This window comes from Marinomonas pontica, from assembly GCF_026191375.1.
Taxonomy (GTDB): domain Bacteria; phylum Pseudomonadota; class Gammaproteobacteria; order Pseudomonadales; family Marinomonadaceae; genus Marinomonas; species Marinomonas pontica.
In genome coordinates this window covers 76,231-89,569 of sequence record NZ_JAODTL010000043.1, presented here as the reverse complement: position 1 = coordinate 89,569, position 13,339 = coordinate 76,231, and the positions used below count along the sequence as shown (strand labels likewise).

Below are 13,339 nucleotides of genomic sequence, written 5' to 3'. Positions count from 1 at the left end.
ATTGAACCACGATCTATAAGGTAAGACCAGAAAAGATCCAACCCTGAAATTCAATGCCCCTGAGCTTTACTTACTGTTTGCACAATTAAATTCTCTCACATCACGCAAACCGATTATAATTTGCTCACCCTTTATAAAATGAAAATATTTCTGCTGAATGACAGCAGGCTAACCCACTTGAAACCTGATTATATGAAACTCACTTTCCCTATTATTTTAGTCCTTGGTCTGTTGTCAGGGCTAACCCCTTTGGCGATTGACGCCTATCTTCCTAGTATCCCTACTATTTCAAAAAGCCTAAATACAGACATCGGTTTGGTCCAGATGACACTCAGTATGTATTTGCTGGTTTTTGCGTTATTACAAATAGTCTTTGGCCCGATTTCAGATGCCATTGGTCGGCGCAAAGTCATTGTTGGCGGCTTAACGGTGTTTGCGCTTGGTAGCTTTCTGTGTGCCATCACACAAAGCTATGAGATGTTATTGGTTGGTCGTGCCATTCAAGCATTTGGTGGTGCCGCCGTGGCGGTTTGTGTCCCTGCGCTGGTAAAGGATGGCATGTCGATCAATCAATTCGCCAAAGCTATGTCGATGGTCATGCTCGTTATGGCACTCGCGCCGTTGGCTGCACCCATTATTGGGGGGGCGATTTTGACCATTCTTAATTGGCATTACATTTTTGTATTTTTAGGTATTTTGGCCATTCTCGCCATGATCTTATTTTTGCGCACCATTCCAGAAACTCTGCCCGCTGACAAAAGAACGCCATTTTCGTTGTTAAACGCCATCAGAAATTACATCATGCTGCTGAAGAATCGAGCCGTTATGGGCTACGTTGTCGCATCGGCATTTTACTTTGCAGGCATGATGAGCTTTATTACGGGCTCATCGTTTGTTTATATCGAAGTATATGGCGTAGACCCCGCAAAATTTGGCTTTTTAGTGGGGTTAAACGTCATTTCTATGATGCTCGCTTCGACGATCAATGGACGTTACGTTGAGAAGCTTGGCACGGAAGTGTTGTCTAAATACGCGATTTTTATCCCATTGTTTGCGTCCCTGTTAATGATCACCCTGACGTTTTTCAATCACCCACCGTTGTGGCTGATTATCGTTTCGAGCATGTTATTTATGGGCCCGATGGGAATTCTTGGCAGTGGGTTTATGGCTGGCGCTCTTAAAAATGCAGGCAATCATAATGGCAGTGTCACCGCATTAGCCGGCACATCCCGCTTTGCCATGGGCGCGTTAGGCGGTGTCGTCGTCAGTGTTTTACATAATGGCACGTTCGTCCCAATGCTTGGCACCATTGCCACATGTGGTATTGTTGCTTTCATCTGCTTCAAACTGACCGTTCGTTACAGCGAATCCTTGTCAGAACAATAAATTTTTACACTCAATCGACCATAAGAGGCTCTCATGCTAAGCACACAAACGCTCATTGAAAAAATCAAACTTTCACCTGAACAAGTACAGTTCAAGGAAGTCATTGATGTAATCGAGCGCGAATACGACTTCACACCAATGGCGTTTACAAACGGTAGCCAAAATAACGGCATCAATGAAAACAATGGCTCATGCAAAATTTTCTCTTTTGCGTCCATTCATCAACTGAGCGAAGCCGAAACCTTACAGTTATTTGGCGACTTCTACCGTGTAGATGTATTGGAAAACCCAACAGCCGAAGACCACCAAAACATTCGTCAGTTTATTAAACATGGTTGGGATGGCATTACGTTAGCAACGCCTGCACTGGCTCATAAAGCCTAGTATTCCGCGAACGCCGACAGGTAAAAAGAAGGCCATCACAGCGCATTGTTGTGATGGCCTCATTGGTTATATCACCTGACAAACGCATAACCTCAAGACTTAAATAGGTTGAATTCCCTTCTCATAAAATGAGATAGTGCGGAACACCAAATAAGCGAGGCAGTTATGGAATTAGTAGCATTTGATTTAGATGGCACGTTACTCAATCGACATCAACGACTTTCTGATTACACACTCGACACATTGGAACGTTTGAAATCCGCTGGCATTTTTTATACGGTTGCCACCGGTCGAACGCACTTTGCGGCCATGCCTTGCATTGCAGGACACCAATTTCCTAACTGGCAAATCTTCAAAAACGGCGTCGAATGGTGGGATCCTCAACAAAATCTTTACCGTCATAGAAACTTATTGTCTCAAAGCCATATTTCTGAATTGCTCACGTCTTTTGAGGAAAACCAAATCACTCCATTTGTTTTTTGTTTGGATGAGGATGGCTCTCACAAGGTCTATCACGCCCCGTTAACAGGGCATTTGAGCGATCATATTGCCAATGAATTGGGCAATCACAAAAACATGAGCCTGCACCCAATCAGTGAATTATCGCACCACGCCAGAATCACCAACATCAGTGCGATGGGGCACCCTGAATTTATTGATAACATCATTCAAGACACGCAAAAGCATCAGCATTTAACCGCCTATTCAGGGGGTGGAATTTATAACCCAGATGCTTTTTGGTTAGACATTCATCACAGCAATGTTTGTAAAGGTTCTGCACTGATGGAACTTAAAGCCGAGATTGGTGCCGAAAGGTTGATCGTGTTTGGTGACGGCGACAATGATCTGTCGATGTTTTCTCAATCCGATGAAGCATTCGCAACGGATAACGCATTGATGCATGTTAAAGACGCTGCAACACACGTGATTGGCCATCATGATGAAGATGGTGTTGCTCGATACCTTAGAAAACGATATGACTTATAATTTGCACAAGGCGCGTCATAAAAAGGCAATCATTAAGGATTGAAAACGAAAGGGTTGATTTTTACCCAGCGAGCGCCATTATAAGAAGATCGATGTGGCTTGAGCCCATTGAGAAAAGGCCATTTAAGGCGTTAGTCGAGGTCTGAAGTGTCATCTCGTACACTACTTAACCAAAAGACAACATAATTGCCTTTACCCAACGATCATTATGAACCATGATTGTTACAAGAATAATTAGTTTGGAGAAGTGCCATGTTTGAATTTTTGCTATTCATCGCTGCTTGCGCAGCAATTGCTTTCTTGGTCGCCAATGTTCAGCAATCTGTCTTTCAACCAAAGACAAAGTTACAGCCTATTAAAATTGAGCGCGAGAAAACACAACGTCCAACACCGCGACACAGACGCCCTTATTAATTAATTCACTTTTCCAAATATCTCTGTTAGCCAGACTGTTTATTATGACGTCTGGCTAAATTTTCAGGTACTGATGCCGTATTCTTTCAGCTTATTCGCAATAGCACTGTGGCTCATCCCCACAGCTTTCGCTAATCGCCGTGTACTTGGATAACGTGGGTATAACTGCTTTAACAGCTCCGCTTCCCATTCTTTGACCGTTTTATCCAACGATCCGTCTTTCAAGGTTAATAACCCACCCACCACGTTGTCCGATGCTGGTAAATGTATGTCTTGTGGATGCCATTCCGTGTGCTTTACGGTCAGTAACGTCTGAAGACAAACATTTTGCAACTCTTTCAGATTTCCCGGCCAAGAATACAAAGACAGCTTGATCAAGGCCGACTTGGACACGGTGACCGCTGGCTGACGGTATCGTTCTGAATGGGTCTGGATGATTTGCTGAACCAGCCCTTCTAGGTCTTCTCGACGATCACGTAGTGCAGGGACAGTGACAACCAATGTCGCTAAAGCGAAATACACATCTTTGTTCAGCGTCACGCCATCGGCTAACTGAGAGCGTGCCAAAGAAGACACACTAATTATTCTCAAGTTTGAATCGAGACTCGTGCCTATGGAGGGTTGACGCACTAGCCATTTGGCCAATTCGATTTGCACCTTCGGCGTCAGTTGTTCTATATCGTATATGACCAACCACCCCGAAAGCTGCTCCCACTCAGCCATTTCTTCACATGTAATATCGCCCGCGTTGCGTGCAATTAACCGAGCATCGGGTTCGCCTTGACGTTTATACCAATATTGAAATAACGCCTCTATAAGATCCCGCTTCCCCGTCCCTACTTCTCCATGAACCAAAAGGGACATCGACACATCAGCGAACGCTTTTGCTTGAACCAAAGTGTGTTTCATTGCATCACTCTTGATCACCTCAGGTTTAAAGTACGCTTCTAAATGCGATTCTGCATCTGGAGCGTGTTTTAAACTGGCTGTTTGGCGTTCTAAGCGAGTCTTGGTTTTTAGATAAATCACCGTTCCTGCGGGGTTCATCACGCCATCGTCATCCGCAACAAAAATGGGCTTCATTTCAAGCAACAGCGTTTTGTTGCGAATGCGAATCCGCTTACTCATGCTTTCACGCGGATTGGCCCATGTGTCTTTGGTGACGTTAAAACCTTTGATAACTTGGTGAAGCGGCTTATGCAGAAGCTCAGTGACAGACACATTCAAATCCTCCGCCGCCAGCTCTGTTGCCATCGTAATGTTGCCCTTTAAATCTACTGAAATCACACCATCAGGCAAGGCTTCAAGCAAAGTATAAAGCGCATTGTGCTCACGCTCTGATGGCGTAAACATAACAATTTTAACGTCTTCTACACTTTCTAATCGGCGTAAATCGGCCAACAGTTGCTGCAGTTTCGAAAAGGGAATATCTGGAAAGCCACAATAAATACAACGTCGTTTCGTATCCACTTCCACTAACCGCATATCAATACCGTGGGGGATAAACAAATCGAGTGCTTCTCGCACCATCCCGATTCTGTCTTCGCATTGTATTTCGACTCTCATGGTTTTCCTTTTGAGCTCAACAGTAGCAAGTTTTGTTGTGGGGCAAAGGTTTCATACAAGGGCAAGACCGCAGCACCCAACACCCCCGCCGTATGACCAGTTTGAGCGGGACGAATTACCGGTAACGGCAGCATACTTTGCGAACGTATTATTTGTTCAGCATGTTGAATAAACAATGGTAGCACTGCCGCAGGCAAACGCCCGCCAACCAGAATCGCTTCAGGGTCATGTAAGGCAATCACAGACACCAATGCAGGCGCCACTTCCGCAGCCACTTCTGCAGACCACTCGCTTATGGCGGCATGGTAGCGCTCGTCATACCACGCGGCTTGCGTCTCTGGCCAAGCCAGCTGTTTAGCAGATAAAAAACGGCGTAAGGAAGACAAAGACAAGGCCTCTAGAATCCATTGTCCATGTTTGCCTGTTGCCGTTGGTATCAAACCAAAACTGCCCGCCTTACCATGCGCACCAAAATGGCATTCCGCATTAGTCACCGAGCTTCCGCCACAGGCGGTGCTGACAAACAAATAAAAGAATTCCCTAGGGGGAATTTCGGGGGATAGCAACAATTCACTGGTGGCCGCCGCCACGGCATCATTCTGACAAAAGCACGTTAGACCAGTGGCCTGCGCCAACCACTCTTCGAAAGCGCTGGATCGCCAGTAAGAAAGTGACTCTTTTAAATAATCGAGGTTCGATCGCTGATTCGAGTCTGTCACCAAGGTCTCTAACCAGGAGTCCATATAATCAGGGCGGGCCAAACCGATGCCTTGTACTCGGCTCCAATCCTCTCCTAAGGTGAGTTTTACTTCTTCAATCAAATCGGTGGCAATTTGTTTGGCCAATTCTTCGGTTGGAAATGAAACCGCCCGCTCCACCAGCAACACACACGCACCGCTAAAATCCAATAAAGCGGCGCTAATATGGTCTCGATCGACGTTAATACCCAGCCCGTATGCACCTTGCTTATGAATGCTCAATTTGATCGAGGGCTGGCCTCGCCGCCCTTTTACTTTGCCTGCGACCTGCAAAAGTTGTCGCTCTAACAAAGAAGAAGTAATCACCGAAATTGTCTGCGCACTTAGGCCGGTTTGCTCTGCAATACTGACTCGCGAAATGTCAGGTTGCTGTCGAACCAAATGCAAAATGATCCTTTCGTTATAAATACGACTTTGTTCAGAGGTACTACCAGATGACGTCATGTAACTATCGCTCTTTAATAAATCTAATTGATTTAATAATATATATCCCATTAAGATGAAACAACGTTCTCAACATTGCTCAACCAATGGCAAGGGATCTTCTAAAAATAACAAGGCTCACATTATACAACAGTGACCGCAGCAAAGGACGAAGTATGACTTCATTTCCAGCGTTCCAATCCGCCGAGTTTCTAAACGACCACATTCAATCGACCATGGCCTTTTACCATCCTCGTTGTATCGACTCAACTGGCGGCTTTTATCAGTTTTTCAAAGACAATGGTGACATTTACGATGCAGATACTCGTCACCTTGTCAGTAGTACCCGTTTTGTTTTCAACTACGCCAAAGCCTACCAAGCAACCGGCGCCCAAGCGTATTTAGATGCTACACGTCATGGCCTAGCTTACCTGCGCGAACGTCATCGCCGTGACAATGGTGGGTATGTCTGGTTATTGAATAAAGACCAAAACCTAGACGAAACCAACCACTGCTATGGCTTTGCATTCGTCATGCTGGCGTACGCTACGGCCTATAAAGCGGGCATAGAAGAAGCCAAACCATGGATTAAAGACACGTTTGAAACAATGGAAACGCATTTTTGGGACGCCGACTTTGGTTTATACAAAGACGAGATCGCCAATGATTGGCAAGACGTTTCACCTTACCGTGGGCAAAATGCCAACATGCACAGCTGCGAAGCGCTTCTGGCCGCATACGATGCCACGAAAGAAGCACACTTTCTTGAACGCGCAACTTTGCTCGCACACAACATTTGTATTCGCCAAGCCAATCTTGCCAATGGGGAAATATGGGAACATTACACCCTAGATTGGCAAGTTGATTGGGAGTACAACAAAGACGATCCAAAACATCTGTTTCGGCCTTGGGGTTTCCAACCTGGCCATCAAACAGAATGGGCTAAACTCCTTCTGTTGATCCATCAACGCTCGCCTTTGGATTGGTTGATTCCAACAGCGCAACGCCTATTCGATCAAGCGTGGGAAAAAGCTTGGGACCATCAGCATGGTGGGCTTTGCTATGGCTATGACCCCAAAGGGAAAATATGCGATGGTGACAAATATTTTTGGGTACAGGCTGAATCGTTTGCCGCTGCCGCCATGCTTGCACTGATGACCAAACAACCTCATTACTGGGAAAAATATCAGCAGCTTTGGGAATACAGCTGGTCGCACATGATCGACCACCGATATGGTGCTTGGTTTCGTATTCTCACCCAAGATAATCAGTCCTATGATGACTGCAAAAGCCCTGCAGGGAAAACAGACTATCACACCATGGGCGCCTGTTACGAAGTCATCGAGCAGCTAAGCAAACACGGCTAAATCCCACACTAACTTAGGGGGATCATTCTATTCATTGTCAAAATGAAGTATGATGCAGCCCCCTACGTTAGTGGACGCGAGCCTCTTTCTTTATGCAGTTAGACAAAATAGATCTCAATTTACTTCGTTATTTAGACTCCTTATTACGGGAGCAAAATGTGACCCACGCCGCCAATCAGCTGGGTATCACCCAACCCGCAATGAGCAACGGTTTACGACGTTTACGAGATCTATTTCATGACCCATTACTCGTCAGAACCAGTGATGGCATGATGCCAACCGCTTTAGCAATACAGCTGCAACCACGCGTACAGAGCATTTTACAATCGGTCGATGAAGTATTGCACCTAGGGCAAAGTTTCGAAGCAGAATCCAGCTCCCGTGTTTTTCGTATTATGGCCAGCGACTACGCGGAAGCCACCCTCATCCCCCCGCTGATGAAAAAGCTACAAGATGAAGCTCCCAACGTCATTTTAGACGTTATGAACCCCAGCGATGTGAGCTTTCATGATGTGGAAAAGGGTAAAGTGGATCTGGTTATCAACCGATTTGACACTTTGCCTCAGTCGTTTCATCAGAAATCCGTTTGGGTCGACCATTTCTCTTGTTTGGTGCCTGCGGATTCAGACATCGCGAAGAACTTTTCATTAGAGACGTACCTAGAGTCTCCACATGTGTGGGTCAGTAAGACCGGCTTTGGTGTGGGTGTGGGCATTCAGCCAGAAGAAGTGCAAAAGCTAGGCTGGGTTGACGGATCATTGGCTGACCTTGGTTTTAAGCGAAATATCCGTTTATTTACTCGTAATTACAACGTTGCCATGCGCGCCACAGAGCAGCTCGGATTGATCGCGACACTGCCTTCGTTGGCCACTCGCCTAATGAAGAACAACCCCAACGTTGTCGTGATTCCACCGCCGTTCGATATTCCGCCGGTTGAACTAAAAATGCTCTGGAGCCCATTGCTTCAACACGATCCTGGCCACATCTGGCTAAGATCAACGATTGCGGGCTGCGCAAAAACCATTGCAGAAAACAACAACCTGTAATTCACCTGCGTCATTCAAACATAAAAAACGAGCAAATTTGCTCGTTTTTTTATGTGTTATCTTTTACTCACTAGCACGCATTACATGTTTAGCATTTGTTCAGCGGATTCTTCAGCATTCGACACGGTTCTTTTCAGATCGGTAATGTGCCCATTATCAATACTGTAGCACCAACCATGAACGTGTAACTCTTGGCCCGTTTTCCATGCATTTTGAACAATGCTGCTCTGACAAACGTTCGCCACCTGTTCAACCACATTCAACTCACACATGCGATCAAAGCGTGTGTGTTCGTCGCTAATGGCATCCAGTTCGTCTTTATGCAAACGATACACGTCCTTAATATGACGTAGCCAGTTGTCTATCATACCGTGCTCTTCGTTGCCCATAGCCGCTTTGATACCACCACAGCCATAGTGACCAACAACCATAATGTGTTTGACTTTCAGTACATCCACCGCGAACTGGATAACAGACAAACAATTCAAATCGGTGTGTACCACAACGTTGGCAATATTACGGTGAACAAAGACTTCACCTGGCAAAAGATCCACAATCTGGTTTGCTGGAACACGGCTATCGGCACACCCAATCCAAAGATATTCAGGCTGTTGTTGCTTAGATAAGGTGGAAAAAAATTCTGGATCTTCCGCCGTCACTTTGGCGGCCCACTCTCTGTTTTTATTGAAAAGTTCATCTAAATAGTTAGACATGATTCACTTCCTTAGCCTTTTTGTGATACCAGCGAAGCTTAATGTCCGCGGTTAAAATGATAGTATTGAGTTGCTTTAGAGCCTCACGGCCGTCATAAGACGCTTTATGCATATGAGGCGTCATGCTCAATAAATTCTGTATGTCTTCCTGAGAACCAAGAGTAAATGAAAAGGTTTCCGCTTTTTCCTGCACCAGTTCAAATCCCGCCACACCGTCAGCAAACGTCGGTTTGTACTCATGAATAGTCGGATACAATATTCTTCTCAGCTCGATTAGGTGATCTGGACCCGATTCAACCAGAAGCAGTAAACCGTCGTCGCTTAATACTCGAGAAAACTCGCTAAAAACAGGAAAGCCAAATAAACACAATACAGCATCAAAACGTGAATCTGGCACAGGTAAGCTGGCGTTGCTGCCCACCAACCAACTGACCGATTTATCTCGTTTGCTCGCGGCCGCTATTGCCCACTTTGAAATATCAAGCCCAGTGCGCTCGACACTCGTCTCTTGCACCATCAAAGCCTTACCAATTTCATCAAGATAATAGCCTTCACCGCACCCAGCATCGAGAATACGCACGCCGTCGTATAAATGACGTTCCGGCCAAGAAGATAAAATCGCACTCACAATGGGAAAATAATGTTGCTGCGACAGAAAAGCTTGCCGCGATGCCACCATCTCTTTGCTATCGCCAGGGTCTTTAGAACGCTTATTTTGTACTGGAAGAAGATTTACATAGCCGGATTTGGCCAGATCGAATGTATGTCCTTGATCGCACTTTAAGCTTCGTTCAACAAGGCTTAGCGGTGTGGAGTCTATCGGACAAGAAAGGTTTTCAAGCGTCGACACAGTGTTCCCATCGTTTAATAATTTTCGCGTGAGGAAAAGGATAACCTATTCCAAACACGCAAGACATCAAAAATGCCAAAGCCATAATGCTTTCTTAATTTGATGGCGTATTTTATCTTTAGCGGTCAAACGATGGCGCTGCGTCCGTTCACATAGGACAGAAAGTCATCACCACATAAAGGTCGAGAAAACAGATACCCTTGCACCTCTTCGCAAGCATAGCCGTTTAATGCATCCACTTGTGAGCGTGTTTCAACCCCTTCGGCAATCACTTTCAGATTCAAGCTGTTGGCCATGGCAATAGTGGCCTTAACGATGGCATCGTTATCGCAATCCAAGCCCAAGTCATGAATAAATGATCGGTCGATCTTTAACGTTTGAATCGGGAATTTTTTCAGATAGGCCAACGATGAATACCCTGTCCCAAAATCATCAATAGACAAGGTTAAGCCCAGCTTTCGAAAACCATGCAATTTATCGATAGATTGTTGCGCATCCGCCATCAACATGCTCTCGGTTAACTCAAGTTCAAAGTATTCAGAATCGACACCCGTCTCTTCCAACACACGTTCCACCATATCAACCAGATCAGCCTGCATAAATTGTCGGCTGGACAAATTCACCGACAGTTTTATCGGCGCAAATCCCGCTTCTCGCCATTCTTGTAATTGTCGGCAGGCTCGTCGAATCACCCACTCGCCTAGCGGTAGAATCAAACCGCTTTCTTCTGCTAAAGGTATAAATTGATCAGGACTGATCATCCCCAATTCAGGGTGAATCCAACGGATCAAAGCCTCCGCTCCCACCACCACTTCATCACACAGACGAATCTTAGGTTGGTAATGCAGAATGAACTGCTCTTCCTCAATGGCCTTTCTGAGTCCACCACCCAAAGTAAGGTGAGCATCAATGTTATCTGCCATGTCATTTTCGTAGACAAAATACATGTTATGGCCCGTGGACTTCGCACGGTACATCGCCGCATCGGCATTTTTGAGCAAATTATCAATGTCATCCGCGTGCTGAGGGTAACTCGCAATACCAATACTGGCAGTAATCATCATTTCCATTTTGGCCACCGGATACGTATCGCTGGCATTTTGCATAATGCCCTTTGCAATGTCTTCCAGCTCATCAATGGAATCGGTGTTTTCCAATACAACCACAAACTCATCCCCACCCAAGCGATACAAACAGGCTCGTGAAGGAATACAGGTTTTAATGCGCTCAGCAACACGTTGGATAAGTTCGTCACCCACACGATGACCAAAGTTATCATTGATCACTTTAAAACCGTCCAAATCCAGGTACAAAATACCAAAATGTCGCTGGCGCTTGCGTGCATTGACCAACGCACTTTCTAACTGCTGGTACAGCAAATTGCGATTTGGCAATTGAGTCAGGCTGTCGTAATTATTTAGACGGTACAGCGCGACGTCATGATCTCGTTCTTCTTGAATATCATGGGTCAGTAAGTAAATGTCATTTGTTAAAGGATGATAAGAGACTTCAATCTTATGCCAACGAACGCCTTTTTTACTGGACAAACGGATTTCTTGGGAAAGCAACTCTTTCAGTTCTAAACGTCGCATAAAACTATTGGCCGCACCAGACACAGCAAATAGATCTCGAATATGTTGAATATCGCCAAACAGTTCGCCAAAGCGGTCGCTTGCTTCCAAATAAACGCCATTAGGATCAAAAGCGGCAACAGAAAGGCTTTTGAATTGGGTAGGTAACCTGCTGGCGGTGATCGCTTGCGCTGGTAACATGTTGCCCATCACGGCAGGAGTAGGTTTGAATAGAACGGACACAGGGTGCGCTTCAACCGACAAACCTCGACGCCCTTCCCCTAATGCAATCACAGAACCACTGACCGTGTATTGTGTACCGTCTTTCGCAAGATAAGGCCATTTAAACGGCAAAGCATCGCCCAACGACAACGCGTCGATGTAAACAGACAAGCGCTTTTGCAGCGCCTCTGAAATCAAACGTTGGCCTGACTTTATATCGCTCAAAGAATCTGTCAGCAACTCAGCGGCCGCGTCATTACACCAAGGCACACTTGAGCGCTCTATATCAATAATCCAAGCAGCCAACGGCATTTTGTCATGCACCAGTGTCGATAAATCTGTCATCTACTAAGTTCTACTACAATACATTTTGCATACTAAAGGGTCGTCAAACCATCACCACAAATCAGGCACAATAAAAACATGCTTGTTTATTGCTTCTTCCTGTTCAGAAGAAGACCATAAAAAAACATGCTCAGGTCGAGAGTCATGTAGGATTTTACCTACGAGATTGTAGGCAGATTGCGTCAAATTGAAAGAAAAATTCACATTATCATTTGGAAAAGCCAGCCAATGCGGCTTTTGTAAGATTAAAAACTTCGAAAATTGTGCCGTCAACGTCGCCGCCTCAGATTCTCGAACCCAACCACCAAACTCTGTTTGCGTTAACCACTCGCCCCCATCTTGGCTATTGCCTAAAGGCTTATAAAGCCGACCAAAAATCAATAAATTCGAATGCGGCACACGACCTTTTGCCACATCCGCAATGGCACTGACGCCTTCTTCCGTTTGCAAAATTTGTAACTGATGGTCTCTGGCTCTTGTGACTTTTTTAAGCAGACTGTCGTTTTTATTTGGCCCAATCCAATGATTCGGGTACAAATCCTGTCGTTCTAAATAAAACTTAATGGCAATTTCAAACTGGTGTAGGTCACCGGCAGGCGTTTCCACCAACATGTCCACCTCGCCCAAGGTTTTGCCTTGGCCGACAATCTGAACATGCTCCAGATGAATCGTTAGCATCGACAAATGACGGATAGCATACGAAAACAACGTCTCAAAATAACTGCCAAGAAAATGCGATTTACACGCTGCCATGGCTTCAACTAAAGACGATGGCTGTTGATCCAGAGCCAACACACGCTCCGTCACATCTGGCAACCAATAGGTTTCCAACGCAAAATCACGCTCGATATAATGTCCCTCCACCAGCCACGCAAGATCCCTAACCAAAGGATGCTGAACTCGCTGAGACAGTGAGGTCACAACGCACCGCTTAAATGCTGATCGATGCGATTTAAACACACCACAATTTGGCTTACTTTATTGGCCGGCAGTCCTTTAAACGCATCTTCCGCCATCGGCGAAATATGACAACGCACCGGCAACGCCTCCCCCGTTTCCAACATGCTTTTAAAACGCTCAATCATCACAAACCGCAACCATTGCTCAAACGCCATGGTGTCCACACAAAAAGGTTCTGAGCTTTGCTGGGCTAGTTCAGAAGGAGTCTCGCATTCCCAAACACCACCGTCTTGCATTGCCATTTGCAAGTCCATCAGTAAATCCGCCAATACATGATGGGCAGAAAAGGTTTTTTTCAACCTGATTTCTCCTATGAAAAACGGTAAGATAGCGCATCTTTAATTCAC

Annotated in this window: 13 protein-coding genes; 6 read left to right on the top strand and 7 right to left on the bottom strand. The window is 45.5% G+C overall.

What is annotated here, in order from left to right; genetic code table 11:
• Positions 1 to 177 precede the first annotated feature (177 nt).
• The 4 genes from N5P32_RS11685 (at position 178) to N5P32_RS11670 (ending at position 3,171) form a co-directional block, all read left to right on the top strand.
• Positions 178 to 1,386, top strand: coding sequence for a Bcr/CflA family multidrug efflux MFS transporter (locus tag N5P32_RS11685; RefSeq protein WP_265729236.1), 1,209 nt, complete (start codon positions 178 to 180; stop codon positions 1,384 to 1,386).
• A 33-nt stretch (positions 1,387 to 1,419) separates the two neighbouring features.
• Positions 1,420 to 1,770 (top strand): HopJ type III effector protein, encoded by a 351-nt coding sequence (locus N5P32_RS11680; RefSeq protein ID WP_265729235.1) that lies wholly within the window; start codon positions 1,420 to 1,422, stop codon positions 1,768 to 1,770.
• Between the two features lie 165 nt (positions 1,771 to 1,935).
• The gene (locus N5P32_RS11675) at positions 1,936 to 2,757 is read left to right on the top strand and encodes an HAD-IIB family hydrolase (protein ID WP_265729234.1); all 822 of its coding nucleotides are present in this window, start codon (positions 1,936 to 1,938) and stop codon (positions 2,755 to 2,757) included.
• A 252-nt stretch (positions 2,758 to 3,009) separates the two neighbouring features.
• A complete protein-coding gene (locus tag N5P32_RS11670) occupies positions 3,010 to 3,171 on the top strand; it encodes a hypothetical protein (protein ID WP_265729233.1) in 162 nt (53 codons plus the stop codon).
• Positions 3,172 to 3,234: 63 nt separating this feature from the next.
• On the opposite strand, the gene N5P32_RS11665 is transcribed toward N5P32_RS11670, so the two are convergent.
• Both N5P32_RS11665 and N5P32_RS11660 read right to left on the bottom strand, forming a co-directional pair.
• On the bottom strand, positions 3,235 to 4,737 hold the full coding sequence (locus tag N5P32_RS11665) for a TyrR/PhhR family helix-turn-helix DNA-binding protein (protein WP_265729232.1): 1,503 nt from the start codon (positions 4,735 to 4,737) through the stop codon (positions 3,235 to 3,237).
• Positions 4,734 to 5,939 carry an ROK family transcriptional regulator gene (locus N5P32_RS11660; RefSeq protein WP_265729231.1) on the bottom strand — a complete coding sequence of 402 codons (1,206 nt, stop codon included), beginning with the start codon at positions 5,937 to 5,939 and terminating at the stop codon, positions 4,734 to 4,736. The genes N5P32_RS11665 and N5P32_RS11660 overlap by 4 nt, the downstream gene beginning before the upstream one ends.
• A 155-nt stretch (positions 5,940 to 6,094) precedes the next feature.
• On the opposite strand from N5P32_RS11660, the gene N5P32_RS11655 reads away from it, so the two are divergent.
• Positions 6,095 to 7,285 carry an AGE family epimerase/isomerase gene (locus N5P32_RS11655; RefSeq protein ID WP_265729230.1) on the top strand — a complete coding sequence of 397 codons (1,191 nt, stop codon included), beginning with the start codon at positions 6,095 to 6,097 and terminating at the stop codon, positions 7,283 to 7,285.
• A 92-nt stretch (positions 7,286 to 7,377) separates the two neighbouring features.
• Entirely contained in the window at positions 7,378 to 8,331 is a 954-nt protein-coding gene (locus tag N5P32_RS11650; RefSeq protein ID WP_265729229.1) for a LysR family transcriptional regulator, read from the top strand.
• Positions 8,332 to 8,411: 80 nt separating this feature from the next.
• On the opposite strand, the gene can is transcribed toward N5P32_RS11650, so the two are convergent.
• The 5 genes from can to N5P32_RS11625 all read right to left on the bottom strand — a co-directional run bounded on the left by can (position 8,412) and on the right by N5P32_RS11625 (position 13,291).
• Complete coding sequence (gene can / locus N5P32_RS11645; RefSeq protein ID WP_265729228.1) at positions 8,412 to 9,044, bottom strand: carbonate dehydratase; 633 nt, start codon at positions 9,042 to 9,044, stop codon at positions 8,412 to 8,414.
• Positions 9,037 to 9,894, bottom strand: coding sequence for a putative RNA methyltransferase (locus tag N5P32_RS11640; protein ID WP_265729227.1), 858 nt, complete (start codon positions 9,892 to 9,894; stop codon positions 9,037 to 9,039). Before N5P32_RS11640 ends, can begins: the two co-directional genes overlap by 8 nt.
• Before the next feature lie 125 nt (positions 9,895 to 10,019).
• Complete coding sequence (locus N5P32_RS11635) at positions 10,020 to 12,032, bottom strand: putative bifunctional diguanylate cyclase/phosphodiesterase (RefSeq protein WP_265729226.1); 2,013 nt, start codon at positions 12,030 to 12,032, stop codon at positions 10,020 to 10,022.
• 51 nt (positions 12,033 to 12,083) lie between these two features.
• Entirely contained in the window at positions 12,084 to 12,953 is an 870-nt protein-coding gene (locus tag N5P32_RS11630; protein WP_265729225.1) for a DUF1853 family protein, read from the bottom strand.
• Entirely contained in the window at positions 12,950 to 13,291 is a 342-nt protein-coding gene (locus tag N5P32_RS11625; protein ID WP_265729224.1) for a YqcC family protein, read from the bottom strand. Before N5P32_RS11625 ends, N5P32_RS11630 begins: the two co-directional genes overlap by 4 nt.
• Positions 13,292 to 13,339: the final 48 nt, after the last annotated feature.

What these genes read in the sequence shown, in the direction of transcription:
- can (WP_265729228.1), bottom strand. Translation starts at nt 9,044, where the DNA reads ATGTCTAACTATTTAGATGAACTTTTCAATAAAAACAGAGAGTGGGCC.
- N5P32_RS11675 (WP_265729234.1), top strand. Translation starts at nt 1,936, where the DNA reads ATGGAATTAGTAGCATTTGATTTAGATGGCACGTTACTCAATCGACAT.
- N5P32_RS11665 (WP_265729232.1), bottom strand. Translation starts at nt 4,737, where the DNA reads ATGAGAGTCGAAATACAATGCGAAGACAGAATCGGGATGGTGCGAGAA.
- N5P32_RS11670 (WP_265729233.1), top strand. Translation starts at nt 3,010, where the DNA reads ATGTTTGAATTTTTGCTATTCATCGCTGCTTGCGCAGCAATTGCTTTC.
- N5P32_RS11655 (WP_265729230.1), top strand. Translation starts at nt 6,095, where the DNA reads ATGACTTCATTTCCAGCGTTCCAATCCGCCGAGTTTCTAAACGACCAC.
- N5P32_RS11660 (WP_265729231.1), bottom strand. Translation starts at nt 5,939, where the DNA reads ATGACGTCATCTGGTAGTACCTCTGAACAAAGTCGTATTTATAACGAA.
- N5P32_RS11680 (WP_265729235.1), top strand. Translation starts at nt 1,420, where the DNA reads ATGCTAAGCACACAAACGCTCATTGAAAAAATCAAACTTTCACCTGAA.
- N5P32_RS11650 (WP_265729229.1), top strand. Translation starts at nt 7,378, where the DNA reads ATGCAGTTAGACAAAATAGATCTCAATTTACTTCGTTATTTAGACTCC.
- N5P32_RS11635 (WP_265729226.1), bottom strand. Translation starts at nt 12,032, where the DNA reads ATGACAGATTTATCGACACTGGTGCATGACAAAATGCCGTTGGCTGCT.